A 24,718-nucleotide genomic window follows, 5' to 3' on the forward strand; every position below is an offset into this window, starting at 1 on the left:
TCAAGAGGCAGATTTTGACCCGACACCCATTTTCCCAGGATCTTCGCGACCGGATCCTTTATCACCTGACCCGCACGCAGGGCCGTGAGCCCGAGGCCGCCACGATATTCGACTGGCGGCTGGCAGTCAGTCATACGGTGCGGGATCTGATGGTTGACCCCTGGATGACGGCCCTGCGACACACACGCGAACAAGGGGCCAAGCGGGTCTACTACCTGTCGATGGAATTCCTGATCGGGCGGACGCTTGGCGACGCGGTCATCAATATGCGGCTGAATGAGGCGATGGATGAAGCCTTGGGGCAATTGGGGCTCGACAAGCGGGAAATCCTTGAGGATGAACCCGATGCCGCCCTTGGCAATGGCGGGCTGGGGCGTCTTGCTGCATGCTTCATGGAGTCGCTGTCATCCCTGCAATGCCCGGCGGTGGGCTATGGCATTCGCTACGAACATGGGCTGTTCCGCCAGCGCTTCGAGGCCGGGCAGCAGGTCGAGACCCCCGAGGACTGGCTGAACCAGCCGCATCCCTGGGAGTTCACCCGGATCGATTACAGCTACACGATCGGCTTCAAGGGGCATGTCGAAGAGGTCGATGGCGGTGTCGAATGGCATCCGGGTGAAAGCGTGATCGCGCGGGCCTATGACATGCCGGTGATCGGCTGGAACGGCGAATGGGCCAATACGCTGCGGCTATGGGGCGCGCATCCGACGACGCTGCTTGATCTGCAGCGGTTCAACGCGGGCGATCACGCCGCCGCCGCCGAGCCCGAGGCGCTGGCACGGACCCTGTCGCGGGTGCTTTATCCCGATGATACGACGGAAGCCGGCAAGGAATTGCGGCTCAAACAGGAATATTTCCTGACCGCCGCCGCCCTGCAGGATATCCTGCGCCGCTTCCTGTCCGAGCATGGCGATCTGCGCCTGCTGCCCGGGAAAGTGGCGATCCAGCTCAACGACACGCATCCTGCCATTGCCGGGCCGGAACTGATGCGTCTTCTGATGGACGAGCATGGGCTGGGCTTTGAGGAGGCCCGCGACCTCGCGCGCGGCACGCTGAACTATACCAATCATACGCTTCTGCCCGAGGCGCTGGAGACATGGTCCACATGGCTGATGGGGCGGGTGTTGCCGCGCCACATGCAGATCATCGAGATGATCGACGCCGATCACCGCGCCGCCACGGGGCGCCCCGATCATGTCGGCATCGTCCGGAATGACCAGGTGCATATGGGCGAGTTGGCCTTCATCATGGCGGGCAAGGTGAACGGGGTCTCGGCGCTGCATACCGACCTGGTGCGGAGCACGGTCTTTGCCGATCTGCACAGGCTGCACCCCGACCGGATCGTGAACCAGACCAACGGGGTGACGCCGCGCCGCTGGCTGCGCATGGCGAATCCGGCGCTGGCGGGGCTGATCGACGAGACCATCGGCACCGGCTGGACCGCCGATCTGGACCGGCTTAGTGGGCTGGAGCCTCATGCAGACGATCCCGCTTTCCGCGAGGGCCTGCGGGCAGCCAAGCGGCGCAACAAGCAGTGGCTGGCCGATCACCCGCTGGGTGACCTGGGGCTGAAGGCGGATCCGGATGCGATCTTCGATGTGCAGGTCAAGCGAATCCATGAATACAAGCGCCAGCTTCTGAACATCCTCGAGGCCATCGCCCTGTGGCGGCGGATCCATGACGATCCGAATGGGGATTGGGTGCCACGGGTGAAGATATTCGGAGGCAAGGCCGCTCCGGGTTACTGGCTCGCCAAGACGGTCATCCGGCTGATCAACGATGTGGCCGCAACCATTAACAACGATCCGATGACCGGGAAATTCCTGCAGATCGCCTATCCGCCGAATTACAACGTCTCGATGGCCGAGATGCTGATCCCCGCCGCCGACCTGTCCGAGCAGATCTCGACTGCGGGCAAGGAGGCCTCGGGCACCGGCAACATGAAATTCACCATGAACGGGGCGCTGACCATCGGCACGCTGGACGGCGCGAATGTCGAGATCCGCGAACATGTGGGGGCGGAGAATTTCTTCCTGTTCGGCCTGACCGCAGAGGAGGCCGCTGCTGAGACCGCGCGCCCCGGCCATGCCCGCGCCGCCATCGAGGCAAGCGAGGATCTGCGCGCCGCCCTGCAGATGGTGGCCGAGGGCAGGTTCTCGGGCGGGCAGGGCGATCCGTATTTCGCGCTGCTGGACCGGACTTGGAATGACGATCCCTTCCTCGTCGCCTCGGATTTCGGCGCCTATTTCGCGGCGCAGCGTCGGGTCGATGCCGCCTATCGCGATCAGGCGGAATGGGACCGGATGGCGGCGCTGAATATCGCGCGCTCGGGCTATTTCTCATCTGACCGGACCATCAGGGGCTATATGGCCGATATCTGGCGGGCCGGGCCGGTCGGGGGATAGGAGGGGAAAGGTCCCGCGGAGTGCTCAACTCGTTCTCCAGTTCCGAGGCGAGTTCGAAAAAGCGCCGACGGATATCGGCCGAGTAAGGGTTCTCGCCTTCGATTGCCTTGAAGATCTCCGGCGCATCAAAGCGCACCATCTCCACCGCTGCCAGCAACAGGTCGAAACTGCGGGTGGTCATGCGTTTTGGCAGGGGCTCCATCCGGGTCAAAACCTTGGCGATAAGATGGGTGAGGCCCTGCACAGTCGCCGCCTCACGGTCATGTTGCTCTGCCGTGGTCACGATGACATCGAGCCGCAAATACCGGCGCAGGAACGCAGCAAGACGGAGATGCCGCCGCCCCCTGACCGGACAAAGCGCGATCTTCAGCCCTGCGATCCCGTCGCGGGCGCTTTGCGGACCGAAAAGCGGATGGGTGGCGACGATATCGACATGTTCGGGAAGCCCGCGCCGCATGATCCCGGCCGGGACGAGCTTTACCGAGCCGACATCAAGGACCAGCGTTCCGGGGCGGATATGCGGTGCAATGGCCTCGACGACCCCGGGGATCCGTGAAACCGGCGTGGCGATTACTATGACGGGATGGCTCGCGACCCGCTCCAGCGTGGTCAGAGTGACATTCAGCCGCGCCGCCGCCGCGTGAGCCGCCGGAGCGGGATCATGGGCCTCGATCGGGAAATGGGAACCAAGATGGCGGGCGATCAACTGCCCGAAAGCACCAAGACCGGCAAGGCCAATGGTCAGGGAAGGGTGGAATGGAGCGTTCTGTGGCATGGACGGGACCTTTGAAGGGCCGCAGGGCCAGGGACGTCCTGCCGGAACTCAACCGCTGGCCATGCAGCGGTTGAATATATGCTTCTCCCCGCCGCTATGAACGCGGCGCGTAATAGGCGATGGCGGTGAGGAAGGCATCTGTCATGCCGATGGCGGATAGCGGCGGTCGGGCGGGATGTCAATCCGCGCGGGGTGATCAGGCCATCACAGGCACCAGATGGTGATCCCATGCGCGGCCCCGATGCTTGGCCAGCGGATGCAGCGCCTCGCCCGCCCGCATCAGCCCGCCGAGACCATCTGACAGAAAAAAACCCCGATCCGCGGGGGCGATGCCGCAGACATCCTCTCGCTCGATGGCCCTCAGATGCCGCCCCGTCTCGTCGAAGACCTGCACCCGTCCGCCACGTGGAGAACTGATCGCGATCTGTCGGCGCTCCGCATCGAAGGCGATGGAGCCGACATAGCCCCGCATCGCCATAGCCTCATATACCGGCATCCGGTCCAGAACCGTCGCCTCGCCGCGCCGATGCAGCCCCATCAGCGGCATCCCGAGTGCCGGATCGCCCTGCCACTGCATTCCGAAGGCGACCAGCCCGTCCCGGCCAAGAGCGATATGGCGGATGGAATTGAGGCGCAGTTCCTCGTTCAGCTCGACCTTTTCCAGCAACTCGCCATCGGGGCTGACATAGGCGAGGTTGGGCCGCATCTCTGGCACGTCCAGCTTGACGCCGGGCCGGTCGGGATGATTGCGATAGCCGCCATTCGCCGCGATCAGGATATCCCCCGGCAAATGCTTGATCTCATGCGGGCCGACGCCATGGGTCGGGTTCTCTCCCACGCGTCGCCAGCCTTGGCTGCGGGACCAGAGCCCGATCCGGCCCTGACCGGTTTCGAAATCGTTTTCCGAGGTGCAGAGGATATCGCCGTCCGCGATGAAGGTGCCATGGCCATAGAAGTGCCGCCCCTCGGGCGCGACCAGCCGCGCCAGCACCTCGCCGGTGACACAGTTCAGCACCACGGCAAAGCGGCCGGGACTGCGGGCGAAGGCCACGGCCTCGGGTGCCGTTGGATGGGCTGCGGCGGCATGGCCCCGGGCGGGCAGGGGGATGCGGAAGCAATCGCCGCCATCCTCCGCGATACCGAACAACGCATAGCCGCCACTCTCCTCGCGCGCCGCCCCTAGGATGGCGGGACTGCCCGCATCCGCCCATGACAGGTGCGGCACGACCGACCCGGCAAGCAGGGCGGCGATGAAATTCCGACGTCCGATCATGACAGGTCCTCCCGAAACTGCCTGAAATTGCCTGCTCTTTCTTCTTTGTTAAAATACCTCGGGGAGTCGCCGAAACGGCGACGGGGCGGAGCCCCGGCCATCGCGGGACGCAATCCCCTCGGCAGCCCGGTCACGCGCAACTCCATCCTAATCCCCATCCCTCGAATTGAACCCGGCGCTCAGGCCGAGTCCGTCGCCGATCTCGGCCTCGATGGCGTCGCCTATCGCGCGGATCTGCTGCTGCAGGATCTCCACCTTCAGCCGTCCCTGCGGGGTTTCGACCCCGGCGAGCAGCGGATCGCCGAGCGCCTCTGCCGTCACCAGCGCCGTATCGAATGCTGCCTCGGTCGCTGGGATCGGATCGTCCGACATGGTCAGGGCGAGTCCGCGCAGGGCCTTCAGCGACAGGGTGACGTTCCGCAGGGGACGGTTCGAGCGCCAGGTCTCGGCGCGGGTCGGGCGCGGGCGGTCGAACGTGCCCATCGGACGGCCAAGCCGCTGATCGGCGTCGAACTCGATCGTCGTCAGCAGCGCGGTATAAAGAACCTGCGAGGCCTCGTTTTCCGACATGTAGCGGGCATTTCCCTCGGCCCCGGCGGTCCGCATCAGCTCTGCATGCTCCCGCCAATCGGCCAGGACCTCCCCGGCCATGCGTGACAGGTCGGCCGAGATGGCCACCGCATAACGGCAATTGTAATCCCCGGCCCCGTATGCCGACAGGGCATCGTCGTAAAGCAAGCGTTCGAGCGCCATCAGCCCGCGCCCCGCGACCGAAACCTCGGGGAAGCTTTCCGGATCATCAACCACCGGGTCGGCATCGGCAGTCATCCCCTCGACGGTGCGGGCGACCATGCCGCGCGGATCGGGCCAGAACTCGATGGCCAGCGCCCGTCCATCGGTTTCCAGCGGGCCGAAGGACAGGTGCGACAGACCCATCCAGGCGTCGAAAGCCTGTCGATAGGATGGGCGCAGCGCCTCTGCCGTGCAATCATCCGCCGCCGTTTCGGCCAGATCCGCGGTGGCGGCAGAGAATTCCTCGACGGCGGGCAGGATATGTTCCCGTATCGCTTCGGTCACGCCGGCCATGACGGGCATGGGGGCGAAGGCGGTCAGGGAGGCAAGGGCTAGGGCAAGCAATCGCATCACAGGCTTTCCACGAATCGGATCAGGGCGGCCCGGTCCCCGGGCGGCATGGATATCACGCGGTCACGGGCCGGTTCCGCCTCGCCTCCATGCCACAGCACGGCTTCGAGAAGCGAGCGGGCGCGGCCATCATGCAGGAAGAGGCTGTGCCCGTTGACCTGTTCAGTCAAGCCCAGCCCCCAAAGCGGCGGCGTGCGCCATTCCCGGCCGCTTGCGAGCCCTTCGGGGCGATGATCGGCCAGCCCTTCGCCCATGTCATGCAGCAGCAAGTCGGTATAGGGCCAGATTAGCTGGAAACTCTGCTCGGGCCGATCCTCCAGCCGAGCGGTGACGAATTTCGGGCGGTGGCAATCGGCGCAGCCGGTCTCGTGAAAGACCTGCTTGCCGCGCAGCACGTCCTTGTCGCCCACCCCCTGCCGTCCGGGCACGCCGAGATTGCGGCTGTAGAAGGTCACGAAGTCGAGCCCCTCGGCATCGATCTCGGTCCCGCGCGCATCGCCATCGCCATGCGGAGCCTTGACGCAAGCGGTCTGCGCCTTGGTGCAGTCGCCCCAGCCATCGGGATGCAGCGGGTTCGAGATGCCGATATCCCCGGCGAATGCGCTCGCCGATTGTTCTTCTATCGTCGGCATTCCGGCCTTCCAGCCGAAGCGGCCCAGCATCGGCGCATCGTGGCGTGCGGACCATGCGATCTGTGCACGCCCGGATATACCGTCGCCATTGGCATCCCCGGGATCGGCGCCTGACAGGATATCGGCGGCCGGGATCGCCTCCAGCAAGCCAAGCCCGATCATCTGCGGCGCCACGCGCGGGCTGAGCATCAAATCGTCGCGCAGGGGGCCATAGGCCGGGTTGTCGATGGAGTAGCTGGGCTTGCGCAAGGATGCGGCCTCGCCGCCCGACAGGGGAATGCGGATCTCCTCATAGGTGATGCGCATCCGCCCCTCGGCGGGGATACCCTGCACCGACAGGTCCTGCAACTGCCCGCCATAAACCGGATCGGGGCGGGTCGGGGTGATGTGCTGTCCGATACTGGCAAGATAATCCTCGATTTCGCTGGCGGCGGCATCCTCGGGTGCCGGGATCGACAGACGCAGGAACATTGAGCCGCCCGGAGCACCCGTGATATCGGGCGGATGGCCGCGTCCGTCCTTGAGATGGCAGTTCTGGCAGCCACGCGAATTGTAGAGCGGCCCCAACCCATCCGAAGCCAGTGTCGAAGAGGGCGACGACACCCACAGCTTGCGGAACAGCCCGTTGCCGACCTTGAAATCCAGCTCTCCCTCGAAGGAGATATTTCCCGAGGGCAGCGAAAAGGCGTCGGCGTCGCTGCGCAGCCGCACGGTGGCGGCCCCGGCGGGATTGGCCTCGAATTTCTCGGGCGCAGTGAAACCGGTCGGCGGGGCCGTCACGGCCTTTATGCGGGCCGTTTCTTCATCCGTGCGTGCGATGGCGGAAAGATGCAGATCCCGCAAAGCCAGTTGATCGGCGGTCAGCGGCGCGGCGGAGCAAATCAGCACCGCCAGCGCCGCCAAACCGATCCTACTGAAACACGGCATCGGGGTTGTCGAGGCTGTCCGAACCTTCAAACCCGATTTCCTGCAAACCCAAAGCATTTACCGCCCGCTCGATTTCCTGCGTCTGCGCCACCAGCGCATCCACAGCGGCCATGATCAGGGTCTCGCCTTCCTTGTTGCCGCGAGCCAGCATCTGGTCATAGGACTCGCCCTGATCGACCCTGTCCCAGATCGCCTGCAGCTTGTCCACCGAATCGGCGATATCCGTGGTCACGGCCTCGGCGACCTCCGGATCCGCCTCTGCCACCAGGTCGCGCAGCGATTCCCCGGTCACCTCGGTGCCATCGGTGCGCGTGTAATGGCCCATCCAGACATTCTGGATGCTGATGCCGTCATAGAAATGGCTTTCATGCGTGTTGTCCGAAAAGCAGTCATGCTCTTCCTCGGGGTCGTTCAGCATCAGGCCCAGCTTCATCCGCTCGCCCGCCAACTCGCCATAGGAAAGGCTGCCCATCCCGGTCAGCATCGCAGAAATCGCGGCATCGGGATCGGCAGTCAGCGATGTCGCGGCCTCACCACCTTCGGCCCATTGCGCGACCATCCATTCCAGGTCGCTGACCAGCAGGTCGGTGGCGGCCTTCAGATAGGCGCCGCGCCGGTCGCAATTGCCGCCGGTGCATTCATCGCCCGAGGCGTAATCCGTCCAGGGCCGCTCTCCCGCGCCGGCATCGGTGCCGTTCAGGTCCTGCCCCCAAAGCAGAAACTCGATGGCGTGATAGCCGGTAGCGACATTGGCCTCGATCCCGTCGGCCTCCTGCAGCTTTTCGGAGAGCAGTTCCGGCGTGATCTCGGCAGCGTCCACCTCTTCGCCCGAAAGCGTGAAACTGGGCGAGGCGATCACGTTCAGGGCCGCATATTCGTTTTCATCCGTGGCGCCGCCATAGGAGGCATCGACATAATCGATCAGCCCCTCGTCCAGTGGCCAGGCATTCACCTTGCCCTCCCAGTCATCGACGATGGCATTGCCGAAACGATAGGCCTCGGTCTGCATATAGGGCACGCGCGCGGCAATCCACGCGTCGCGGGCGGCGGCAAGTGTATCCTCCGACGGCTCGGCCAGCAGCGCATCGATGGCGGTTTGCAATTCCTGCGCCTTGGTCAGGCTGTCCTCGTAGGCGGCGTGGGCGATGGCGACGTAGTTCTGCACGACCTCGGGCTTGCCGGCGAGTGCCGGCATCGCGACGGCACAGGCCAACGCGGAGATGGCGACGGTGGTTTTCATTCTGTCCTCCCGGGTTACATGGCTGCCTCTTTTCTTGTCGCAGCCGGTTACCATTTCCTGACTAAATATCTAGGAGTAGTCAATCTCGGCAGCGACTGCGGGTCAAGACAGGATATCATCCTTGTCCGATCCGTGCTGCGGCGAGTTGTTCGAGCCGCTGAAAGCCCTCATAGATCAGCACGGCGAGGATCCCCACAACCATGCCGCCCTGCAGGACGAATGCGGTGTTGGATGACAGCAGCCCCGCGATGATCAGCTCTCCCAGGGTTTTCGCCGCCACGGTCGAGCCGATCGTCGCGGTTCCAAGCGAAATCACCGCCGTCAGCCGCACGCCGGTCAGGATCACCGGCAGGGCCAGCGGCAATTCGACCTGCCACAGCCTCTGGCGCGGAGTCAGGCCCATGCCCCGCGCGGCCTCTTGCACCTGCGGGGATTGGCCGGTCAGCCCGGCCAGCGCGTTCTCGAACACCGGCAGCAGGCCATAGAGGAACAGTGCCACAAGCGTCGGCCCCGCCCCAAAGCCCATCACCGGCACGGCCAGCGCCAGCACCGCGACCGGCGGAAATGTCTGTCCGACCGAGGTCACGGTGCGCGCCAGCGGCAGGAACTCTCGCCCCGAGGGCCGGGTCACGAGGATCGCCAGCGTCACCGCGATCAGCGTCGAGGCGATGACGGCCAGCAGGACCAGCCCCAGATGCGACAGGGTCAGCGACATGAGGCCGGTCTGGGTATAGATCGCCGGAGCATTGTTGCGGGTGAATGGTTTGAAAAGCGATGCGAAACTTTCCGGGCTGGCAAGGAAGGCCAGCAGGAACAGCATCGCTGCCGCCATCAGCACCCGTCCGGTCATTCCGCCGCCCTCGCGGTCGGGGCGGCCTGCGCGCGCAAGCTGTCCAGCGTGACGATACCGCCGCCCTCGACCGGCAGCCGGTCGCGCCCGCTCCACAGGCATTCCGCCAATGCGTCGCGCAGGCTGGCCTCGCGCGGGATCTCGGCGCCCTCGGCCTGTCCCTCGGCGATGATCTCGGCCACAGGGGTCAGCGACAGCAGCCGGAAGGGCCGGTCGCCGGTGCCGATCAGATCGCTGACGAAAGAGGTTGCGGGGGTGGTGAGGATCTCGGAGGGCGGGCCGTATTGCAGCAACTCGCCCTTGTCCATCACCGCGATCCGGTCGCCCAGGGTCACGGCCTCTTCCATGTCATGGGTCACGATGATCAGCGTCGTGCCCAGTTGCCGCTGGATGTCGCGCAGATCCTGCTGCGCCTTGGCCCGGATCACCGGATCGAGCGCGCCGAAAGGCTCGTCCATCAACAGCAGGTCGGGGCGCGCGGCCAAGGCGCGGGCCACACCGACGCGCTGTTGCTGGCCGCCCGATAATTCATGCGGCATCCGGTCGCGGAAATCGGCGGGTTCCATCTGGAACAGTTCCAGCAACTCGTCCACGCGGGCGCGGTGCTGATCCTGCGTCCAGCCCAGCAGGCGTGGCACGGTCGAGATGTTCTGCGCCACGGTCCGATGCGGAAACAGTCCGTGACCCTGGATGGCATAGCCGATCTGGCGGCGCAGCAGGTGAGGTTCGATCTCGGCGGTGTCCTTGCCGTCGATCAGCACCCGCCCTGCGCTTGGCTCGACCAGCCGGTTGATCATCCGCAAGAGCGTGGTCTTGCCCGATCCCGAGGTGCCGACCAGGGCCGCGATCTGCCCGGTCTCGACCGTCAGGCTCACATCCTTGACCACGGCAGTGGTGCCATAGATGCGGGTCAGGTTCTGAATCTCGATCATGCTTGCCCTCCTTTCGGGGCTCCGCCAGTCGCCTCGACCAGCAGATCCAGCGCGATGCCGGCGACCAGAGCCAGCGCGATTGTCGGCAGCGCACCCAACAGAACCAGATCCATGGCGGTCTGGTTCAATCCCTGGAACACGAAAGTGCCGAATCCGCCGCCGCCGATCAGCCCGGCGATGACGGCAAGGCCGATATTCTGCACCAGCACGATGCGGATCGCCGCCAGCAGGACCGGCAGCGCCAGCGGGATCAGCACCTGGACCAGGATCTGCGGGCGCGTCATGCCCAGCCCCGCCGCCGCCTCCCGCGTGGCCGGGTTGACGCCGATCAGCCCGGTCAACGTGTTCGAGACCACCGGCAGCAGGGAATAGAGAAACAGCGCCACCAGCGCCGGAAACAGGCCGATCCCCGCGACCCCCGCCTGTGCCGCCCCGGGGATATTGGCGGCGATCCAGCCGAAGATCGGGATCATGATACCGAACAGCGCCAGCGAGGGGATGGTCTGCAGGATGTTCAGGATGCCCAGAACCGGGCGGCGCATCGCCGGGGATTCGTAGATCGCCACACCAAGCGGCAGCCCGATCAGCAGCGCAAGGCCAAGCGAGCCGAAGGCGAGGACCAGATGCCCCGCCGCTTCCCGCGCGAACAGGTCGCTGCGGGCCGCATATTCGCGCATGACCGATACCCCGTCCAGCACACCCGACCCAAGGATTACCGCGATCAGGACCATCGCCCCGATCAGCATCGCAAGACGGATCGGCAGCCCAAGCGTGATGCGGCTTTGCGCATCGGCGAGCATCAGGGCGAAGGCGAGCAGCAGCAGCCAGAAACCGGAGGACGGGGAAACCCGCGCCAGCGTATTGTCCGGTGGGGTCAACTGTGTTGCCGCCGCGCCCAAGGCCAGCGTCACCGCGATCACGCTCAGCAGGGCCACCGTCAAACGCAGCCTGGCGGGCCAGCGCTCAAGGCAGCCTGCGATCAGCACTGCACCGAGAACCAGCCCGATCATCCAGCCAAGGGGCAGGGACAAGGCATCGAACAGCCGCAGCCCTTCGCCCGGAACGATCCGGTTCGGCTTGAACTGCACGAAGGGCAGTGCCAGCCCGGCCAACCCGATCAGGGCGAACAGCAGCCCGGTGCGGCTGATACGGAAAGCCATCCCGGCGGCGTTCAGTCGAGGAAGCCCGCTGTGGTCAGGTAATCCTTGGCCACCGTTGCGGCAGGCTCACCGCCGATCTGGATGCGGCCGTTCAGTTCCTGCAATGTATTCAGTTCCAGCGTGGCAAAGATCGGGTTCAGCACCTCGGCGATATCTGGATGCGCCTCCAGCACCTCGGCCCGGACGATGGGGGCGGGCTGATAGACCGGCTGCACGCCCTTGTCATCCTCCATCACCACCAGCCCGGCGGGTGCGATGCCGCCATCAGTGCCATAGACCATCGCCGCGTTGACGCCCGAGGTCTGCTGCGCCGCCGCCGCGATCGTCGCTGCGGTGTCGCCGCCCGAAAGCTGCACCAGCTGATCGGATTTCATTGCGAAACCGTAGGTTTCCTGGAATGCGGGCAGGGCTGCGGCAGAGGTCACGAATTCGGTCGAGGCGGCCAGCTTCACCTCGCCGCCTCCCGCGACCCATTCGCCGAAATCCGACATGGTGGCGAGGCTGTTTTCCTCGGCCACGTCCTGTCGCAGGGCGATGGCCCAGGTGTTGTTGGCGGGGGCGGGGTCCAGCCAGATGATGTCGTTCTGCTCCTTATCGAGTTCAGCCACGCGGGCGCGGCCTTCCTCGGCATTCTTCCAGACCGGGCTGTCGGCCTCGTTGAAGAAGAAGGCGCCATTCGCGGTATATTCCGGATAGATGTCGATCTGCCCCGAGGTGATCGCATCGCGCATGATCGGCGTGCCACCCAGTTGTAGCTTGTCCTGTACGGGCAGCCCGGCATCCTGCAACGCCAGCAGGATCATGTTGCCCAGCAATCCGCCCTCGGTATCGATCTTCGAGGAAACCACGATGTCCTGTGCCGAGGCCGAACCGGCCGCCAGCCCGATGGCCGCAGCGGCAAAGAAATATGTCAGAGGTTTCATGCTGATTGCTCCTGTCGGGGATTTCGCCGGGCGTCGGTCGACGCAGGTATGTAACCGCCTTGCGGAATTCAGTGTTCACAGACTGGCGTTTCGGTTCCTGTGGACCAAGGTCAACCGGTCGCACCGCCCGTGTCAAGACCGTAAGGGGACTTGCTTAACCTTCCCGATGCGGCGGCGGCATAAAATGCAACCGTTCCCGGCCGGGTCTGGCGGTAGAGCCCCAGTTCCCACAGCCGCCTTGCCGCTATTGGTCCCGGTTCTCGCAGCGCCTCGCCGAACCGGTCGAGGATCTCGCGGTTTCCGGCGGTCAGCAATGGGCGGGCACCCTGCAAGGCGGTGTGGTTCACTGCCAGCCACATCCCGTAATCTCCCGTAAAAAGCTGGACCAGCCGGGAACCCATTGCCCGGATCGTGTCATTGCGGCCAACTTCGCTTCTGCCGTGCTGGCGGTAATGCAATACCGGGTGAGGATCGTGAAACAGGGCTCCGCCCGCACCGGCCGTAACCTGATAGGCCCACCAGTCATGCGACAGGATCCGGACTGCACGCGCGGCTGGCAGGGCGGATTTCAACAGGGCGGCAGCCGGGGCGTTAAAGACCGAGCTATTGCCCGCCATGCAGGCCTGAACCAGAGCGTTGCGAAATCCCAACGGGCGGGAAAAACGCCGCGACTCGGTCAGCAGAGCCAGATTGTCGTCACAGATCAGGGTCCTGGCGGCGTAATGTGCGGGTCCATCATGGGAGCGCAGAAACGCCACGGCACGCGCGAGTTTGTCGGACAGCCAGACATCGTCCTGGTCACAAAACCCGACCATTGCGCCGTCCGGTGCGGCATCAAGAAGATGCAGGAAATTCTGCGTGGCACCCGCGCGGGGGCCTTCGATCAGCCGAACCCGCCCTTCGGGCTGTCCGGCTGCGAACTCCATGACGATCTCCCGGGTTCCGTCGGTCGAGCCGTCATCCGAAACGATTAGCGACCATTCGGTATGGGTTTGCCGGGCAAGGCTGATCAGTTGCTGGCCCAGATACGCCGCGCCCTGATAGCTTGCCAGCAGGATCGTGACATGGTCGGAACGGTGCGAGGGCATGGCGGCGGTGTCCTGATAATGACACCCTGTCTTGCCGCGCATCCTTCCCCCTTGCAACCGGGTCCCTGTATGCGGTCAGTTGGATTGCCGGGCGATATCCTCGATCAGCACATTGGATACGAGCGGGCCAACGCTTGCCTGAACCGCCTTCAGCAAATCCTTGCGCAGTCCGCGCATACGCCCTTCGGTGGTGTAATTGCCGTCGAAACCACCCGTATTCGCCGCGATCAGCAATTGCCGCAGCAAAACATCGCGCAGCCGGTGCTCCTGCGCGGCAAGTGCTGCCATTTCGGCGCCGGTTGTTTCCAGCGACAATGTGAGGATCATCAGCCCGTCCGAGTCCCCCGCGCGGGCGAGGGGCACGAAGAACTGGCTGGGAAAGGTGAACCATGCCGGTCCGGACTTGCCACCACCCCCGTGATCCTTCCCCTCGCCACCATGACCGTCGGCCGATGCCGCATCGTGCGCCGCTTCGCCGTGTGTTTCCGCCTCGTGCTCGGCCTCGCCATGCGATGCTGTCTCGTGGGTTTCTCCGTCGGCGGATTCACCTGCCGTGGCTTCGCCATGACCGCTTTCATGCGCGGGCGTGTCCGCGTCTGGCGATCCGGGTTTCAGTATCGCGCCACCAAACGCTCCGGCAACGAAAGCGACGACAGGGATGATGAGCAGGAGGAGTTTTTTCAGCATTCGGGAGCCTCAATATGGCAACAGGATATCGGTAATCTGCTGGCCGTAGCGCGGTTGCTGGACATCCGTGATATGTCCACGCCCACCATATGAAATGCGGGCTCCGGCGATGCGGTCATAGGCGATTTCGTTATTGCGTCCGACATCGGCGGGACGCACGAATCCACTGACGGTCAGTTCTCGCAACTCGTAGTTTACCCGTACCTCCTGGGTTCCCTCGATCTGGAGCGTTCCGTTGGGCAGCGTAGAGACGACCGTGGCCGCCACGCGCAGGGTGAGCTTGTCGCGGCGCGAGATATTGCCCGCGCCCTTGTAGTTCGACGAACTATCCGCTGCGACCAACTCGTCAAAACTGGCGCCTTCGGGCAGCTTGCGGGCCAGACGCTGCGGAATGCCGCCGAGTTGCGGAATCGACACGTCCTCGGACGCGCTGCGGGAACGGCCCGAACTGTTGCTGATCTCGGCCCGGTCATCGATCTCGATAACGACGGTCAGGATATCGCCGCGCACCGAGGCCCGCCGATCATGGGTCAGCGAGGACTGGGCCCCGGCCCAAAGCGAGGCGGAGGCCTCGGGGCGGCCGGAATCGACCGGGATATCCAGCGGCGGATTGACCATCGCATCGAATTCCGCCGTTTGCCGCAGATCCGTCAATGCAGGGGGACGGCCGACATGTCCCACGCGGTTGCAGGCGCCAAGGGCCAGCATGATGCAGAGCAGGTAAGTGGGTTTCATCCGGTTATCCTTGTGGCCCGATCGACGGGATCTGTCGGGCGGGTCATCTTGCCGCATGCAGCGACCCGTCAGGGGCGATGCGGGCAGTGACGGTGTTGCGTGATGTCAGGTTCATGACTCGGATCAGGTCGCCCGCGCCGCCCTCGTCAAGGGCCCGGCCATCGGTGACGATGTGCAAGGTGCCACGCTGGAACGACATCCGCACGATCTGGTTGCGCCCGACCAGTGTTGGCCGGCGTAGCAGGCTGGTTTGAATCGGGCGGCCTTCGTGGATCGTGATACGGGTTTCCAGTCCGATCACCCGCGCCGGATCGATCACTCCTTTCGCGCCACCCTCTGCCATATCCAGATCATCCGCCGCGATCACGGTCCCGGCAGGCAGGATGCGGGCGGCGATCAGCCCTCCGGCCAGCGCGGGCAGGGGAATGCTCAGCGCGAGGATCAGCGTCAGCGCGCGCATCAGCGGACCTGCACCGTTGCGCCCAGCATCTGGTCGGCGGCGGTGATGACCTTGGCGTTCAACTCGTAGCCCCGCTGCGCCTTGATCAGTTCGGTGATCTCGCGCACCGCATCGACCGAGCTTTCCTCGAGATAGCCATGCAGTAACGTGCCCAGCCCCTCCTGCCCGGGCGTGGCGACGCGGGGCGATCCGGATGCGCCGGTTTCCAGGAACAGGTTCGAGCCGATCGCCTCCAGCCCCTTCTCGTTGACAAAACCCGCCAGCGTGAACTGGCCCAGCAACTCGGGCTCGGTCTGGTCGTCGAAGAAAGCGTAGACCTCGCCCCCGGCATTGATCGCGATCTTGTATGCATCCTCGGGAATGGTGATCTCGGGCGCGACGGGATGCCCGTTCGAGGTGACGATCAGCCCGTCGGGGGACCGTTTGAGACCGCCATCGCGGGTATAGGCGGAGAGACCCGAAGGCAGCCGGACTTCCAGATAACCGTTGCCTTCGATCGCGACATCCAGGTCGCCGTTAGTCTCGGCCATGGGGCCCTGTGCAAGGTTCACGGTGACGGCGGTGGGCCGCACGCCCAGCCCTAGTTGAACACCTGCCGGAACCAATGTTCCATCGGCGGCGGTCACGCTACCAGGGCGGACAGCCTGCTGATAATGCAGATCCGCGAATTCGGCCCGGCGGCTGTTATAGCCGGTGGTAGACATGTTGGCGAGATTGTTGGAAATGACCTCGACGCGGGTTTGCTGCGCGCTCATTCCGGTCGCGGCGATCTGAAGGGCTCTCATCGTCGGTCCTCTCAACGGGTCATTGCGGTGATCGCGCCGCGAATGCGCTGATCCTCGCGTTCAAGGAAGGATTGGCCCAACTCATAGGCGCGTTGGACCTCGATCATGCGGGTGATCTCGAACACCGGATCGACATTCGATTCCTCGAGGAAACCCTGCCTGACCTGTGGGTTCTCTATGGGCTCCGGATCGGCGTCGGTGGCAAAGCTGGTGCCGCCTTCATGGAAAATTCCAGCGGGATCGGGGGCGGCGAAAACACCGACGCGGCCAAAGGGCAGCCCGTTTGCCGAAAGCGTTCCGTCAGAGCCGATGGCAATCGCCGAGGCGCCCGTGGGGACGATGATCGGTCCTTGTCCCTCGTCCAGCAGGCGATGACCGTCGGCATTCATCAGCTCGCCCTCTGACGAAGGCATGAAGGCGCCCGCGCGGGTCAGGCGATTGCCCTCCGGTGTCTCGATCATGAAGAAGCCCTCGCCCTCGATGGCAAGGTCGAAGCGGCCATTGGTCTGGGTCAGCACGCCTTGCCGCAGATCGACCAGGCGCCCGCGGGCATGGGCCATCGACAGCGTGTCCCCATGCCGGTCCGTGGCGGCGAGATGCTCGGCAAAGATCACGCCTTCGCGGCGAAAGCCGGTCGTGTTCGCATTGGCGATATTATTGGCGACCGCCCGCATTTCCTTCATCAGGCCAGACTGGCGGGTCAGTGTGGCATAGGTCGCGTTGTCCATGTAATTCAGTGGCTTTCTACAAGGGGAATGATCTGATCGACATAAAAGTCGGTGAGAGCGGTGGTCATGAAGCTCATGGTGACCCAGAACACGGCGAGCATGAGCCCGACCTTGGGCACGAAGGTCAGCGTCATTTCCTGAACCGAGGTCAGGGCCTGGAACAGGCCGATGACGACGCCCGCGACCAGAGCCACGGCCAGCATCGGCGCCGAGATCCGCACCGCGATCAGCAATGCCTGCCGCATGATATCGAAAAGCTGCGCTTCGCTCATTCCTGGACCTCAGACAGGCATGCGCAGGATTTCCTGATAGGCTTCGACGACCTTGTTCCGGACCGCCACCACCGTTTCCATTGCAAGTTGCGCCTCCGCGATCGTCTGGACAAGCTGGTGGGTGTCGCCGGTGCCGGTCATCGCTTCGGTCGCGCTGATATCGACCTGCTGCATCTGCCGGGAAAATTCCTCGGCTGCGGAGCCGATTTTCTGAACCACCCCCGGCGCGGCGTCCCGATCGGGCGCGATGGCGGAACGGGCATTCGAATAGGCGTTGGCGGCGTTGAGTGCCGTAAACATGGAAAATCCTTTCATCAGCGCAGCAGTTCGAGCAGCGAGCTGTTCATCTGCCGGGTTTGTTCAAACATGCGAAGATTTGCCTCGTAACTGCGCCCCGCCTCGCGCGAGTCGGCGATCTCTATGACGAGGTCGACATTCGATCCGGCGTAATAGCCTTCGTCATCAGCCATCGGATGCGCGGGATCATGGATGCGCGGCAATTCCGTCTGGTCCAGCCGGGTGCGCGATGCCTCGACCTCGCCGGTCGGGCGCCCGAAGCGGACCGCTTCCTCGAAGCTGACAAGCTTGCGGCGATAGCCGGGCGTATCGGCATTGGCGATGTTTTCGGCTGTGTGGCGCAGCCTTTTGGCCTGAGCCCGCATACCCGACGCCGCGAGGCGCAATGGCGAAACCTGTTCGTTCATGTGGAATCCTGTCAGTGACGGCTGTCGATGCCGGTCCGCATCAGTTTGAGTGCCGAGCGATAGACGCCGAGCGATAATTCATGGTCCCGCTTGACCTCTGCCAGCTTGAGTAATTCCTCTTCCAGCGTGACCGAGTTGCCATTGGGTGAATTGTTGCCCCCGGTCGCGAGTTCACGCGCCTTGCCGGGAGACCAGTCAGGCATGGCAAGATGGCCCTCGCGGCTGGTCCGCAGAGCTGTGTTTTCGGTTCGGCGGTAGCTTTCCACGAAGGATTGCAGGTCGCGCGCCCCGAAACCAGGGGTATCCGCATTGGCGATATTGCGTGCCACCACGACATTGCGCCGGGCGGCATGATCGGTCATCGCGCGCGCCATTTTCATCAATTCGATACGCTCAAACATGGAGGTTCTCCTCTGTGTCGATAACCGGGTCTTAACCCGCAGAGGTTTAGAAACCGTTTCGAAGATCGGGGCGGGATTGCTGACAGGCAGGGAAATGGAAAAAATTGAATCGATCATCCGCAGGCTGAAAGAGCTGACGCCGGTGACATATCATGGCCGGGTGCGGGCGATCCGTGCCGGGGTGATCAGCGTTTCGGGCCTGAACGATCACGCATCGGTTGGTGATCGGGTGCGGCTTTTCCTGCAAACCGGCCATGTCGGTGGGGAGATCGTAGGTCTTCGGCACGCGACCGCAGAAATTCTGCCCGAAGGGGAGCCCGAGGGACTTGCGATTGGCGCGGCGGTCGAATTGCGCGGTGCTCCGGTGATTTCGCCATGCGATGGCTGGATCGGGCGAATCGTCGATCCCCTGGGACAGCCTCTGGATGGCAGACCATTGCCGCAAGGTGGGCAACCGCGCCCTTTCCGCTGCGAGGCTCCGCCCGCGATCAGGCGGAAACGCCTTGGGTCGAGGCTGCCGACCGGCCTTGCGGTTTTCGACACATTGCTGCCTCTGGTGCAGGGTCAGCGGATCGGGCTGTTCGCGGGTTCCGGCGTAGGCAAATCGGTGCTGCTGTCAAGGCTGGCCCGCGGGGTGCAGGCCGATGTCGTGGTGATCGCGATGATCGGGGAAAGGGGCCGCGAACTGCGCGAATTCGTGGAGAACACGCTTGGCCCCGGGGGCATGGAACGGGCGGTGATCGTGACGGCGACATCCGACCGCGCGCCGCTGATCCGCCGCCGTTGCGCATGGGCCGCCATGGCCGTGGCCGAGCATTTCCGCGATCAGGGCAAGCATGTCCTGCTGCTGGCCGATTCGATCACCCGCTTTGCCGAGGCGCATCGCGAGATCGCCTTCGCGGCGGGGGAGCCGCCCAGCTATCGCGGCTTTCCGCCTTCGGTGTCGAACCTGATCATGGCGCTGGCAGAAAGAGCCGGTCCCGGTGCCGGGGATGGCGATATCACCGGCATCTTCACCGTGCTGGTTGCCGGTTCGGATATGGAGGAACCCGTGGCGGATATCCTGCGCGGAACGCTTGACGGGCATGTGGTCCTTGATCGGGCCATTGCCGAGCGGGGGCGTTTTCCTGCCGTTGATGTCGTCCGCTCTGTCTCGCGCTCGCTGCCTGCGGCCGCCAGCGAACAGGAGAATGCCATGATCGCCAGGGCGCGTGCGGCGCTCGGAGTTTATGCGGAGTCGGAACTGATGATCCGTGCCGGTCTTTATGCGCCGGGCTCGGATGCCCGGCTTGACGAGGCGGTGCGGCTGTTTCCCCGCCTTGACACCTTCGTCACCAAATCCTCGGCCTCGATCCCCGACAGCTTTGCCGCTCTGGGCAAGGCGCTGCAATAGGTGCCGCCAGGGGCTGGCCCGCGACTACTGGCACAGCCGCCAGCCATCCTTGCGGGCTATCACGTCCAGATGCAGGTGGTCGTCATGCGCCGCGTTCGATCCGGGCCCCAGCACCGTAGTGAAATAAAGGCAAGCGGTCGCCCGTGCGCTGTGCTGGAATGCTTCGAAGCGGTTGCCGCTGTCCTCGCGCGGTTGCACCGGCAAAGGTTCGGCCTCATCGAACAGGAATGCGGCGATATCGATGGCGTTGCCAAGCGCATGCTCGGACAGTTTCGGCTGCTCTTTCCCGGTTCCGGCCCGGCTGCGGCAGCTATAGGTCGACCCCAAACGCAGCCCGGTCAGCCGGGGCGCACCGGGCAGGGTTGCCGCCGCAGGGCGCAGGAAGTCGCGTGCCCAGAAACCAAGCGCCCGGGCCGTGTCGCAGCGCATCTCTGCGCCGCCTTCCAGTTCCAGCCCGGGCAGGATTTCCGTCACGCGCAAGGGCTTTGCCATTCCGCAATCGGGATCGTCCGGATCAGTAACCGGTTCGATCTCTTCGTAAACCGTGCCCAGCAGCGACAGCGCCAGGCGGCAAGCGTCATATTCCTGTTTGCTTTCCCGCAGCTTTTTCCATGCCGGAGGTCCCGGTTTCCTGGTCGATTTTCGCGAATCCGAAGGTTTCGGGTTTTCACCTGCCTTGCCGGAATGCGCCGATATATCGGTGCCAGGCCGGGCAGGGGGGCGCGTATTGCCGGACATCGCCCTGTTGTTCGGCGCGGGTTCCGGGGGTGGTTCTTGCGCATGGGCCTGCGATGCCAGCCCGAACAGCAGAACCGCAAGCAGAGGCCAGCGGCGGTTCACCGTTGCTGGACCGGGGCAGGGGGAACCACGTTGGTTTCCGGAATCGCATTGGACAGCGCCTCGCTCAGCAGATCGTCGACCGGGTTCGGTTCAAGCGCAGGTGCGAACCCGTCCGCCTCTTCCTCCGTGGTGTTCTCGTAAACCGGCTGAGAGCCTCCAACCGGAGTGTTTGCCGAGCGGCCTTGCCCGACCGTCGGCAAGGGAGCCATCGGCTGTTCGGTTACGGCCGATCTACCGGTGGCCGGATCGCCCGGCAGCCCGGTCTCTCCCGTGGTCATCGGCGTGCCGACCGTGGCAGCCGGCCGGCCAAGATGCACCGGACGAGGCAATGGCGGGCGTGCCGATATGATGGCAGGGTTTGCCGTGGCGCTGGCGGTCATTATGGTGGCGCTGGCCGCTGTCGTCGCCGTGGTGATCGCCGCGGAGGGAAGCGCAGTCCCGCTAGGCGCGGAGGTTGCACCGGTGACATCGGCGATGGTAACGCCGGGCTCAAGGAATTCGACCGTGGTCTTGCCGGGAATCACCATTCCAGCCAGTTCCTGCGCATCCCAGTTGGTCAGGCGTACGCAGCCATTCGATTGGTTGCGAAACAGTTGCGACGGGGTCGGCGTGCCGTGGATGCCATAGGTCGGTTTGGTCAGGTCGATCCAGACATTGCCAACCGGTCCGTTCGGTCCCGGCGGCACGATCAGCGGCTTGTCATTGTTTCCCTGCTTGAAGTTCTTTTCGGGGTTGTAAGTATAATTGGGATTCAGCGCGACAGTGACCACCGTGTGGTTGCCGGAGGGTGAAGGTGTCACGTCCGAACCTACGGTCGCCGGATAATCGACGATCATCTCGCCATTGCTGTCATAGGCAGCCACGCGCCTGTTGGCCTTGTCGACGATGATCCTTGTCACCTTTGTCTTGATCGGTTTCGCGGGCGATATCACCTTGATCGTCGTACCGGGCTCCAACGCGATTCCGGGGTTGAGGAAGGTGATGAACTTTTCGTCCATATGGAATCGTTCGCCCAGCTTTTCCGCCACGCTGGTATAGGCCATCGCCGCCATTTGGGCCTTTTCGGCGTAATCGCTCGGAATCTCGTCGACCAGCCCCTCTGCATCCTCCTTGGTGATGGTGTAATCCATCGTCTGCGGTTGCGAGGCATAGGGCAGCAGCAACTGCCAGACCTGCGGGTCCATCCGGCCATCGATGGGCAGACCGGCGCGGCGTTCGAACGCCTTGAGAGCGCTTTCGCTCATACCGCCCCTGTAGCCGTCGATCACCCCCGGAGAGGTTCCGGAGCGGTCGAGAAGCACCTGGATCTTCGCCGTCAGGGGTGATTGCCCTGCGGGCAGGTCACCGCTCTGATAGCTTGCGGCCTCGATATCGGCGGCAGAAAAGACGGAGCTGCCGTCCTGCCCAAGCGCCGGAGCCACCGAAAACACCGCCATGACCAGTGCCATCGGAGTTCGGTAAGTTCGAAAGAGCATAAACTTCTCCATCACTATCCCATTCCGCAGTTTCCACGTTCTGGTGATCAAAAGCCAGATGGGCCGGGATTCAAATTTAGGTCAATCACGCGTTGTCGCTTCGGAGAACGGCTGCTATGCCGGACAACACTGTCAAGGAGAGGGCGATATGAAATGAGCCCGGCCATGCTTGGCCTTGTCGGAATGATCGCGCTTTTTGGGATGTTGGCGCTGAGGCTTCCCGTCGCTCTGGCGGCAGGGGCAATCGCGATTCCGGGCATTGCCTGGCTTGGAATCATGTCAGGAGAAACTCTTTCCCACAGCATCGCCGCTATTCCGGGGATGATGCAGGATTTGCTGCACCCGGACAGAATGGCGATGGTGGCGCTGTTCGTGCTGTTGGGTAACATAGCCTTTTACGCCGGGATCTCGACACGCATATATGACGCTGCACGGATCTGGCTGCTACATGTGCCGGGCGGGCTGGCGATGGCCTCGGTTCTGGGTTGCGGAGGCTTCGCGTCTATTTCCGGTTCTTCTGTTGGTTGTGCTTCTACCATGGGGCGGATCTGTGTGCCCGAAATGCTGCGGCACGGATGCGACCCCAGGTTGGCGACGTCTTCCGTCGCGGTCGGAGGCACCCTGGGGTCGTTGATCCCGCCTTCGGTCCTGTTCATCCTTTATGGCCTGCTGACCGGTGAGTCGGTCGCCAAGCTGTTCATTGCCGGGCTGTTGCCGGGGCTGTTGTCGCTGGCGGGGATGCTCGCGGTCATCCTCTGGTGGGTCCGTGAAGAGCCTGGCATTGCGCCTCGGCCCGCTCCTGCCAAGGAAAGCCGGGCAGAGGCGACGCTGGCGCTTTGGCCGCCTGCCATTTTGCTGGCGATCATCATAGGTGGGCTGTTTTCCGGCCTTTTGTCGCCCCTGACCGCCGCGGCGACCTGCGTCGGATTGGCTCTGGCGATTGGCGTGCTGTATCATCGTCTGTCGGCCGAGGTGCTGTGGATCGTTTTTCGTGACAGCGCAGTGCAAAGTGTCTTGCTGCTGCTGATCGTGGCGGCCGCGGCGCTGTTTCTGAATTTTATGGAGCAGACCGGCGTCGGGCTGGCGATTGCGGAATGGGCGCGCTTCAGTGGCCTGCCGGTGCTGACGGTCGTGGCGCTGGTCGCGGTCATCTGCCTGCTTCTGGGGATGTTTGTCGAGCCATTGGGGATCCTTGTCCTGACATTGCCGGTCATGGCTCCGATGATGCAGTCCTATGGGATGGATCCGATCTGGTTCGGCGTGATCCTGGTCAAGCTGCTTGAAATCGCCCTGATCACGCCGCCGGTCGGACTGAATGTCTTTGTGATCGGAAGCGTTACCCGGGATGTGGCGGTCGACCAGGTTTTCGCGGGGGTTGCACGCTTTCTTCTGGTCGACATGCTGGTGCTGCTGGTCCTGATCCTTTTCCCTGTCTTTTCGACGCTGCTGCCTGGTTTGATGGCACCCTGAGACTGGCTGCTGCGACTGCCGACCTGGCGAGCGGTTTGGATAAAGGCGTAAAGGTGCCATACGAAATAGGCACGCAATTCTAACCAATCGCGTGCCGATCTAGAGTTCTCCATGCCTTGGGTTCAGAAGCATGATTGATTGCGCCTATGCAATCAATATAGCGAGTGAATCTTGGGGTTTACATGCCCTTCTGTTTCAAGCCCTCATTATGGCAATAGGTATCGGCGGTTTCGACGGACATATCCTCCGGACGATCGATGGCCCGGTCCCATCTGACGATATTTTCCGAATAAAGCTGGCAAACAACCTGTCCCTGCGGCGTATCGACCGTAACCGGTTCCGTTTCCCAGTCTTTTGGGTCGATACTGCAAGCGGACAGTATTGCGACACCGAAAGTAGCGAAAGCGAGTTTTCTGATCATAATCTAACCCTCGTTAAAACTGAATAGATACCACAACAGCCGCATGCTACTGTCAAGAATTTTCCATAATATCCTATCTCAAGTTTTAGGCGAAAAATCATGAAAATCCTTCCGATCTTTTGTAAGCTTCAGGATCGGTTTGTTTCTCGATGCATTGTTCGTCACCTGGAACTGTGGATCACATCAGGTGCATCCACGAGCTTGCGCGGTTACTTGCCTCAGGCCGAAGCGGTGATCAGGTGGCGGGTATATTCCTGGGTTCCCTCGCCTTTACGCAAGGCCTCCACCGACATGATTTCGACAATCCGCCCATGCTGCATTACCGCCAGCCGGTCACAGATATGCCCGACCACGGCGAGGTCGTGGCTGACCATCACATAGGTCAATCCGTGCTCGGCCCGTAAATCCACGAGAAGGTTCAGGATCTCCGCCTGCACACTGACATCCAGCGCGCTGGTCGGTTCATCCAGCAGCAACAGCCGCGGTTCGGCAGCAAGCGCACGGGCAATGGCGACGCGCTGGCGCTGCCCACCCGAAAGCTGGTGCGGGTAGCGGAAGCGAAAGCCCTTGCCCAGCCCTACGTCCTCGAGCAGTTTCGTGATCCGCCGGTCAATATCACCCATCCCTTGCAAACCGAGCGCCTCGGATAGAACGGTATCGACGGAATGGCGCGGATGCAGGCTGGCATACGGGTCTTGAAAGACCATCTGCACGGTCTTGTAGAAAGCGCGATCCCGGCGTCGGGCATGAACCGGACGGCCATCGACATCGATCCGGCCGGACCAGCTGTCGATCAGCCCCGCAACGGCGCGCAGGATGGTCGATTTGCCCGAGCCGGATTCGCCGACAAGACCGAAACTCTCGCCCTTGGCGACTGAAAACGCCGCGTTCTTTACCGCGTCCACGCGGTCCGGCGGATCTCCGAACCAGACGTCGAGATTGTCGATGGTCAGCATGGGCAGCACCGCCGCAAAGAAGTATTCATGCGAAGAAGAGGAG

26 protein-coding genes are annotated in these 24,718 nt (G+C 63.5%); 3 read left to right on the plus strand and 23 right to left on the minus strand.

What is annotated here, in order from left to right; genetic code table 11:
- The first annotated feature begins 14 nt into the window (after window positions 1-14).
- Window positions 15-2,405 carry a glycogen/starch/alpha-glucan phosphorylase gene (locus C9E81_RS17200; protein ID WP_122113585.1) on the plus strand — a complete coding sequence of 797 codons (2,391 nt, stop codon included), beginning with the start codon at window positions 15-17 and terminating at the stop codon, window positions 2,403-2,405.
- On the opposite strand, the gene C9E81_RS17205 is transcribed toward C9E81_RS17200, so the two are convergent.
- The 19 genes from C9E81_RS17205 to C9E81_RS17295 all read right to left on the minus strand — a co-directional run bounded on the left by C9E81_RS17205 (window position 2,356) and on the right by C9E81_RS17295 (window position 18,120).
- The gene (locus C9E81_RS17205; protein WP_122113586.1) at window positions 2,356-3,180 is read right to left on the minus strand and encodes a prephenate dehydrogenase/arogenate dehydrogenase family protein; all 825 of its coding nucleotides are present in this window, start codon (window positions 3,178-3,180) and stop codon (window positions 2,356-2,358) included. The genes C9E81_RS17200 and C9E81_RS17205 overlap by 50 nt on opposite strands.
- A gap of 196 nt (window positions 3,181-3,376) precedes the next feature.
- The gene (locus tag C9E81_RS17210) at window positions 3,377-4,453 is read right to left on the minus strand and encodes a DUF1513 domain-containing protein (protein WP_122113587.1); all 1,077 of its coding nucleotides are present in this window, start codon (window positions 4,451-4,453) and stop codon (window positions 3,377-3,379) included.
- A gap of 147 nt (window positions 4,454-4,600) precedes the next feature.
- Entirely contained in the window at window positions 4,601-5,596 is a 996-nt protein-coding gene (locus C9E81_RS17215) for an imelysin family protein (RefSeq protein WP_122113588.1), read from the minus strand.
- The gene (locus C9E81_RS17220) at window positions 5,596-7,155 is read right to left on the minus strand and encodes a di-heme oxidoreductase family protein (RefSeq protein ID WP_122113661.1); all 1,560 of its coding nucleotides are present in this window, start codon (window positions 7,153-7,155) and stop codon (window positions 5,596-5,598) included. The genes C9E81_RS17215 and C9E81_RS17220 overlap by 1 nt, the downstream gene beginning before the upstream one ends.
- Window positions 7,139-8,395 (minus strand): imelysin family protein, encoded by a 1,257-nt coding sequence (locus C9E81_RS17225; protein ID WP_122113589.1) that lies wholly within the window; start codon window positions 8,393-8,395, stop codon window positions 7,139-7,141. The genes C9E81_RS17220 and C9E81_RS17225 overlap by 17 nt, the downstream gene beginning before the upstream one ends.
- A 115-nt stretch (window positions 8,396-8,510) precedes the next feature.
- A complete protein-coding gene (locus C9E81_RS17230; protein WP_122113590.1) occupies window positions 8,511-9,245 on the minus strand; it encodes an ABC transporter permease in 735 nt (244 codons plus the stop codon).
- Complete coding sequence (locus C9E81_RS17235; RefSeq protein ID WP_106690544.1) at window positions 9,242-10,177, minus strand: ABC transporter ATP-binding protein; 936 nt, start codon at window positions 10,175-10,177, stop codon at window positions 9,242-9,244. Before C9E81_RS17235 ends, C9E81_RS17230 begins: the two co-directional genes overlap by 4 nt.
- A complete protein-coding gene (locus tag C9E81_RS17240; protein WP_122113591.1) occupies window positions 10,174-11,337 on the minus strand; it encodes an ABC transporter permease in 1,164 nt (387 codons plus the stop codon). The genes C9E81_RS17235 and C9E81_RS17240 overlap by 4 nt, the downstream gene beginning before the upstream one ends.
- An 11-nt stretch (window positions 11,338-11,348) precedes the next feature.
- The gene (gene osmF, locus C9E81_RS17245) at window positions 11,349-12,260 is read right to left on the minus strand and encodes a glycine betaine ABC transporter substrate-binding protein OsmF (protein ID WP_122113592.1); all 912 of its coding nucleotides are present in this window, start codon (window positions 12,258-12,260) and stop codon (window positions 11,349-11,351) included.
- A 110-nt stretch (window positions 12,261-12,370) separates the two neighbouring features.
- Window positions 12,371-13,390, minus strand: a complete 1,020-nt coding sequence (locus C9E81_RS17250) for a glycosyltransferase (protein WP_122113593.1) — start codon at window positions 13,388-13,390, stop codon at window positions 12,371-12,373.
- 33 nt (window positions 13,391-13,423) lie between these two features.
- Complete coding sequence (locus C9E81_RS17255) at window positions 13,424-14,035, minus strand: flagellar basal body-associated FliL family protein (RefSeq protein WP_122113594.1); 612 nt, start codon at window positions 14,033-14,035, stop codon at window positions 13,424-13,426.
- A 9-nt stretch (window positions 14,036-14,044) separates the two neighbouring features.
- A complete protein-coding gene (gene flgH / locus C9E81_RS17260; RefSeq protein ID WP_122113595.1) occupies window positions 14,045-14,770 on the minus strand; it encodes a flagellar basal body L-ring protein FlgH in 726 nt (241 codons plus the stop codon).
- Window positions 14,771-14,813: 43 nt separating this feature from the next.
- On the minus strand, window positions 14,814-15,230 hold the full coding sequence (gene flgA / locus C9E81_RS17265) for a flagellar basal body P-ring formation chaperone FlgA (protein ID WP_122113596.1): 417 nt from the start codon (window positions 15,228-15,230) through the stop codon (window positions 14,814-14,816).
- Window positions 15,230-16,015 (minus strand): flagellar basal-body rod protein FlgG, encoded by a 786-nt coding sequence (flgG, locus tag C9E81_RS17270; RefSeq protein ID WP_122113597.1) that lies wholly within the window; start codon window positions 16,013-16,015, stop codon window positions 15,230-15,232. Before flgG ends, flgA begins: the two co-directional genes overlap by 1 nt.
- 11 nt (window positions 16,016-16,026) lie before the next feature.
- A complete protein-coding gene (locus C9E81_RS17275; protein WP_122113598.1) occupies window positions 16,027-16,743 on the minus strand; it encodes a flagellar hook-basal body complex protein in 717 nt (238 codons plus the stop codon).
- A 5-nt stretch (window positions 16,744-16,748) separates the two neighbouring features.
- Window positions 16,749-17,015, minus strand: a complete 267-nt coding sequence (locus tag C9E81_RS17280) for a flagellar biosynthetic protein FliQ (protein WP_122113599.1) — start codon at window positions 17,013-17,015, stop codon at window positions 16,749-16,751.
- 9 nt (window positions 17,016-17,024) lie between these two features.
- Window positions 17,025-17,315 carry a flagellar hook-basal body complex protein FliE gene (gene fliE / locus C9E81_RS17285; RefSeq protein ID WP_122113662.1) on the minus strand — a complete coding sequence of 97 codons (291 nt, stop codon included), beginning with the start codon at window positions 17,313-17,315 and terminating at the stop codon, window positions 17,025-17,027.
- A 14-nt stretch (window positions 17,316-17,329) separates the two neighbouring features.
- Entirely contained in the window at window positions 17,330-17,719 is a 390-nt protein-coding gene (gene flgC / locus C9E81_RS17290; RefSeq protein WP_122113600.1) for a flagellar basal body rod protein FlgC, read from the minus strand.
- An 11-nt stretch (window positions 17,720-17,730) separates the two neighbouring features.
- A complete protein-coding gene (locus C9E81_RS17295) occupies window positions 17,731-18,120 on the minus strand; it encodes a FlgB family protein (RefSeq protein ID WP_166461962.1) in 390 nt (129 codons plus the stop codon).
- A gap of 94 nt (window positions 18,121-18,214) precedes the next feature.
- Between C9E81_RS17295 and C9E81_RS17300 the strand changes: the two genes are divergently transcribed.
- Window positions 18,215-19,513, plus strand: coding sequence for a FliI/YscN family ATPase (locus C9E81_RS17300; protein WP_122113602.1), 1,299 nt, complete (start codon window positions 18,215-18,217; stop codon window positions 19,511-19,513).
- Between the two features lie 24 nt (window positions 19,514-19,537).
- On the opposite strand, the gene C9E81_RS17305 is transcribed toward C9E81_RS17300, so the two are convergent.
- Window positions 19,538-20,353, minus strand: a complete 816-nt coding sequence (locus tag C9E81_RS17305; protein ID WP_122113603.1) for an extensin-like domain-containing protein — start codon at window positions 20,351-20,353, stop codon at window positions 19,538-19,540.
- On the minus strand, window positions 20,350-21,828 hold the full coding sequence (locus C9E81_RS17310; protein WP_243698705.1) for a L,D-transpeptidase family protein: 1,479 nt from the start codon (window positions 21,826-21,828) through the stop codon (window positions 20,350-20,352). Before C9E81_RS17310 ends, C9E81_RS17305 begins: the two co-directional genes overlap by 4 nt.
- 153 nt (window positions 21,829-21,981) lie before the next feature.
- Here C9E81_RS17310 and C9E81_RS17315 point away from each other — a divergent pair, with 153 nt between their 5' ends.
- Window positions 21,982-23,298, plus strand: coding sequence for a TRAP transporter large permease (locus tag C9E81_RS17315; RefSeq protein WP_122113605.1), 1,317 nt, complete (start codon window positions 21,982-21,984; stop codon window positions 23,296-23,298).
- A 178-nt stretch (window positions 23,299-23,476) separates the two neighbouring features.
- Here C9E81_RS17315 and C9E81_RS17320 read toward each other — a convergent pair whose 3' ends face one another.
- Both C9E81_RS17320 and C9E81_RS17325 read right to left on the minus strand, forming a co-directional pair.
- A complete protein-coding gene (locus C9E81_RS17320) occupies window positions 23,477-23,719 on the minus strand; it encodes a hypothetical protein (protein WP_122113606.1) in 243 nt (80 codons plus the stop codon).
- A 218-nt stretch (window positions 23,720-23,937) separates the two neighbouring features.
- Window positions 23,938-24,675: an ABC transporter ATP-binding protein gene (locus tag C9E81_RS17325; protein WP_122113607.1), complete on the minus strand. Its 738-nt coding sequence runs from the start codon at window positions 24,673-24,675 to the stop codon at window positions 23,938-23,940.
- Between the last annotated feature and the right edge of the window lie 43 nt (window positions 24,676-24,718).

Source organism: Paracoccus alkanivorans (genome assembly GCF_003697785.1).
Taxonomy (GTDB): domain Bacteria; phylum Pseudomonadota; class Alphaproteobacteria; order Rhodobacterales; family Rhodobacteraceae; genus Paracoccus; species Paracoccus alkanivorans.

What these genes read in the sequence shown, in the direction of transcription:
- C9E81_RS17325 (WP_122113607.1), bottom strand. Translation starts at nt 24,675, where the DNA reads ATGCTGACCATCGACAATCTCGACGTCTGGTTCGGAGATCCGCCGGAC.
- flgG (WP_122113597.1), bottom strand. Translation starts at nt 16,015, where the DNA reads ATGAGAGCCCTTCAGATCGCCGCGACCGGAATGAGCGCGCAGCAAACC.
- C9E81_RS17280 (WP_122113599.1), bottom strand. Translation starts at nt 17,015, where the DNA reads ATGAGCGAAGCGCAGCTTTTCGATATCATGCGGCAGGCATTGCTGATC.
- flgA (WP_122113596.1), bottom strand. Translation starts at nt 15,230, where the DNA reads ATGCGCGCGCTGACGCTGATCCTCGCGCTGAGCATTCCCCTGCCCGCG.
- C9E81_RS17300 (WP_122113602.1), top strand. Translation starts at nt 18,215, where the DNA reads ATGGAAAAAATTGAATCGATCATCCGCAGGCTGAAAGAGCTGACGCCG.
- C9E81_RS17295 (WP_166461962.1), bottom strand. Translation starts at nt 18,120, where the DNA reads ATGTTTGAGCGTATCGAATTGATGAAAATGGCGCGCGCGATGACCGAT.
- C9E81_RS17215 (WP_122113588.1), bottom strand. Translation starts at nt 5,596, where the DNA reads ATGCGATTGCTTGCCCTAGCCCTTGCCTCCCTGACCGCCTTCGCCCCC.
- C9E81_RS17310 (WP_243698705.1), bottom strand. Translation starts at nt 21,828, where the DNA reads ATGCTCTTTCGAACTTACCGAACTCCGATGGCACTGGTCATGGCGGTG.
- C9E81_RS17230 (WP_122113590.1), bottom strand. Translation starts at nt 9,245, where the DNA reads ATGACCGGACGGGTGCTGATGGCGGCAGCGATGCTGTTCCTGCTGGCC.
- C9E81_RS17210 (WP_122113587.1), bottom strand. Translation starts at nt 4,453, where the DNA reads ATGATCGGACGTCGGAATTTCATCGCCGCCCTGCTTGCCGGGTCGGTC.
- C9E81_RS17250 (WP_122113593.1), bottom strand. Translation starts at nt 13,390, where the DNA reads ATGCGCGGCAAGACAGGGTGTCATTATCAGGACACCGCCGCCATGCCC.
- flgH (WP_122113595.1), bottom strand. Translation starts at nt 14,770, where the DNA reads ATGAAACCCACTTACCTGCTCTGCATCATGCTGGCCCTTGGCGCCTGC.
- C9E81_RS17220 (WP_122113661.1), bottom strand. Translation starts at nt 7,155, where the DNA reads ATGCCGTGTTTCAGTAGGATCGGTTTGGCGGCGCTGGCGGTGCTGATT.
- flgC (WP_122113600.1), bottom strand. Translation starts at nt 17,719, where the DNA reads ATGAACGAACAGGTTTCGCCATTGCGCCTCGCGGCGTCGGGTATGCGG.
- C9E81_RS17255 (WP_122113594.1), bottom strand. Translation starts at nt 14,035, where the DNA reads ATGCTGAAAAAACTCCTCCTGCTCATCATCCCTGTCGTCGCTTTCGTT.
- C9E81_RS17240 (WP_122113591.1), bottom strand. Translation starts at nt 11,337, where the DNA reads ATGGCTTTCCGTATCAGCCGCACCGGGCTGCTGTTCGCCCTGATCGGG.
- C9E81_RS17315 (WP_122113605.1), top strand. Translation starts at nt 21,982, where the DNA reads ATGAGCCCGGCCATGCTTGGCCTTGTCGGAATGATCGCGCTTTTTGGG.
- C9E81_RS17225 (WP_122113589.1), bottom strand. Translation starts at nt 8,395, where the DNA reads ATGAAAACCACCGTCGCCATCTCCGCGTTGGCCTGTGCCGTCGCGATG.
- osmF (WP_122113592.1), bottom strand. Translation starts at nt 12,260, where the DNA reads ATGAAACCTCTGACATATTTCTTTGCCGCTGCGGCCATCGGGCTGGCG.
- C9E81_RS17320 (WP_122113606.1), bottom strand. Translation starts at nt 23,719, where the DNA reads ATGATCAGAAAACTCGCTTTCGCTACTTTCGGTGTCGCAATACTGTCC.
- C9E81_RS17235 (WP_106690544.1), bottom strand. Translation starts at nt 10,177, where the DNA reads ATGATCGAGATTCAGAACCTGACCCGCATCTATGGCACCACTGCCGTG.
- fliE (WP_122113662.1), bottom strand. Translation starts at nt 17,315, where the DNA reads ATGTTTACGGCACTCAACGCCGCCAACGCCTATTCGAATGCCCGTTCC.
- C9E81_RS17275 (WP_122113598.1), bottom strand. Translation starts at nt 16,743, where the DNA reads ATGGACAACGCGACCTATGCCACACTGACCCGCCAGTCTGGCCTGATG.
- C9E81_RS17205 (WP_122113586.1), bottom strand. Translation starts at nt 3,180, where the DNA reads ATGCCACAGAACGCTCCATTCCACCCTTCCCTGACCATTGGCCTTGCC.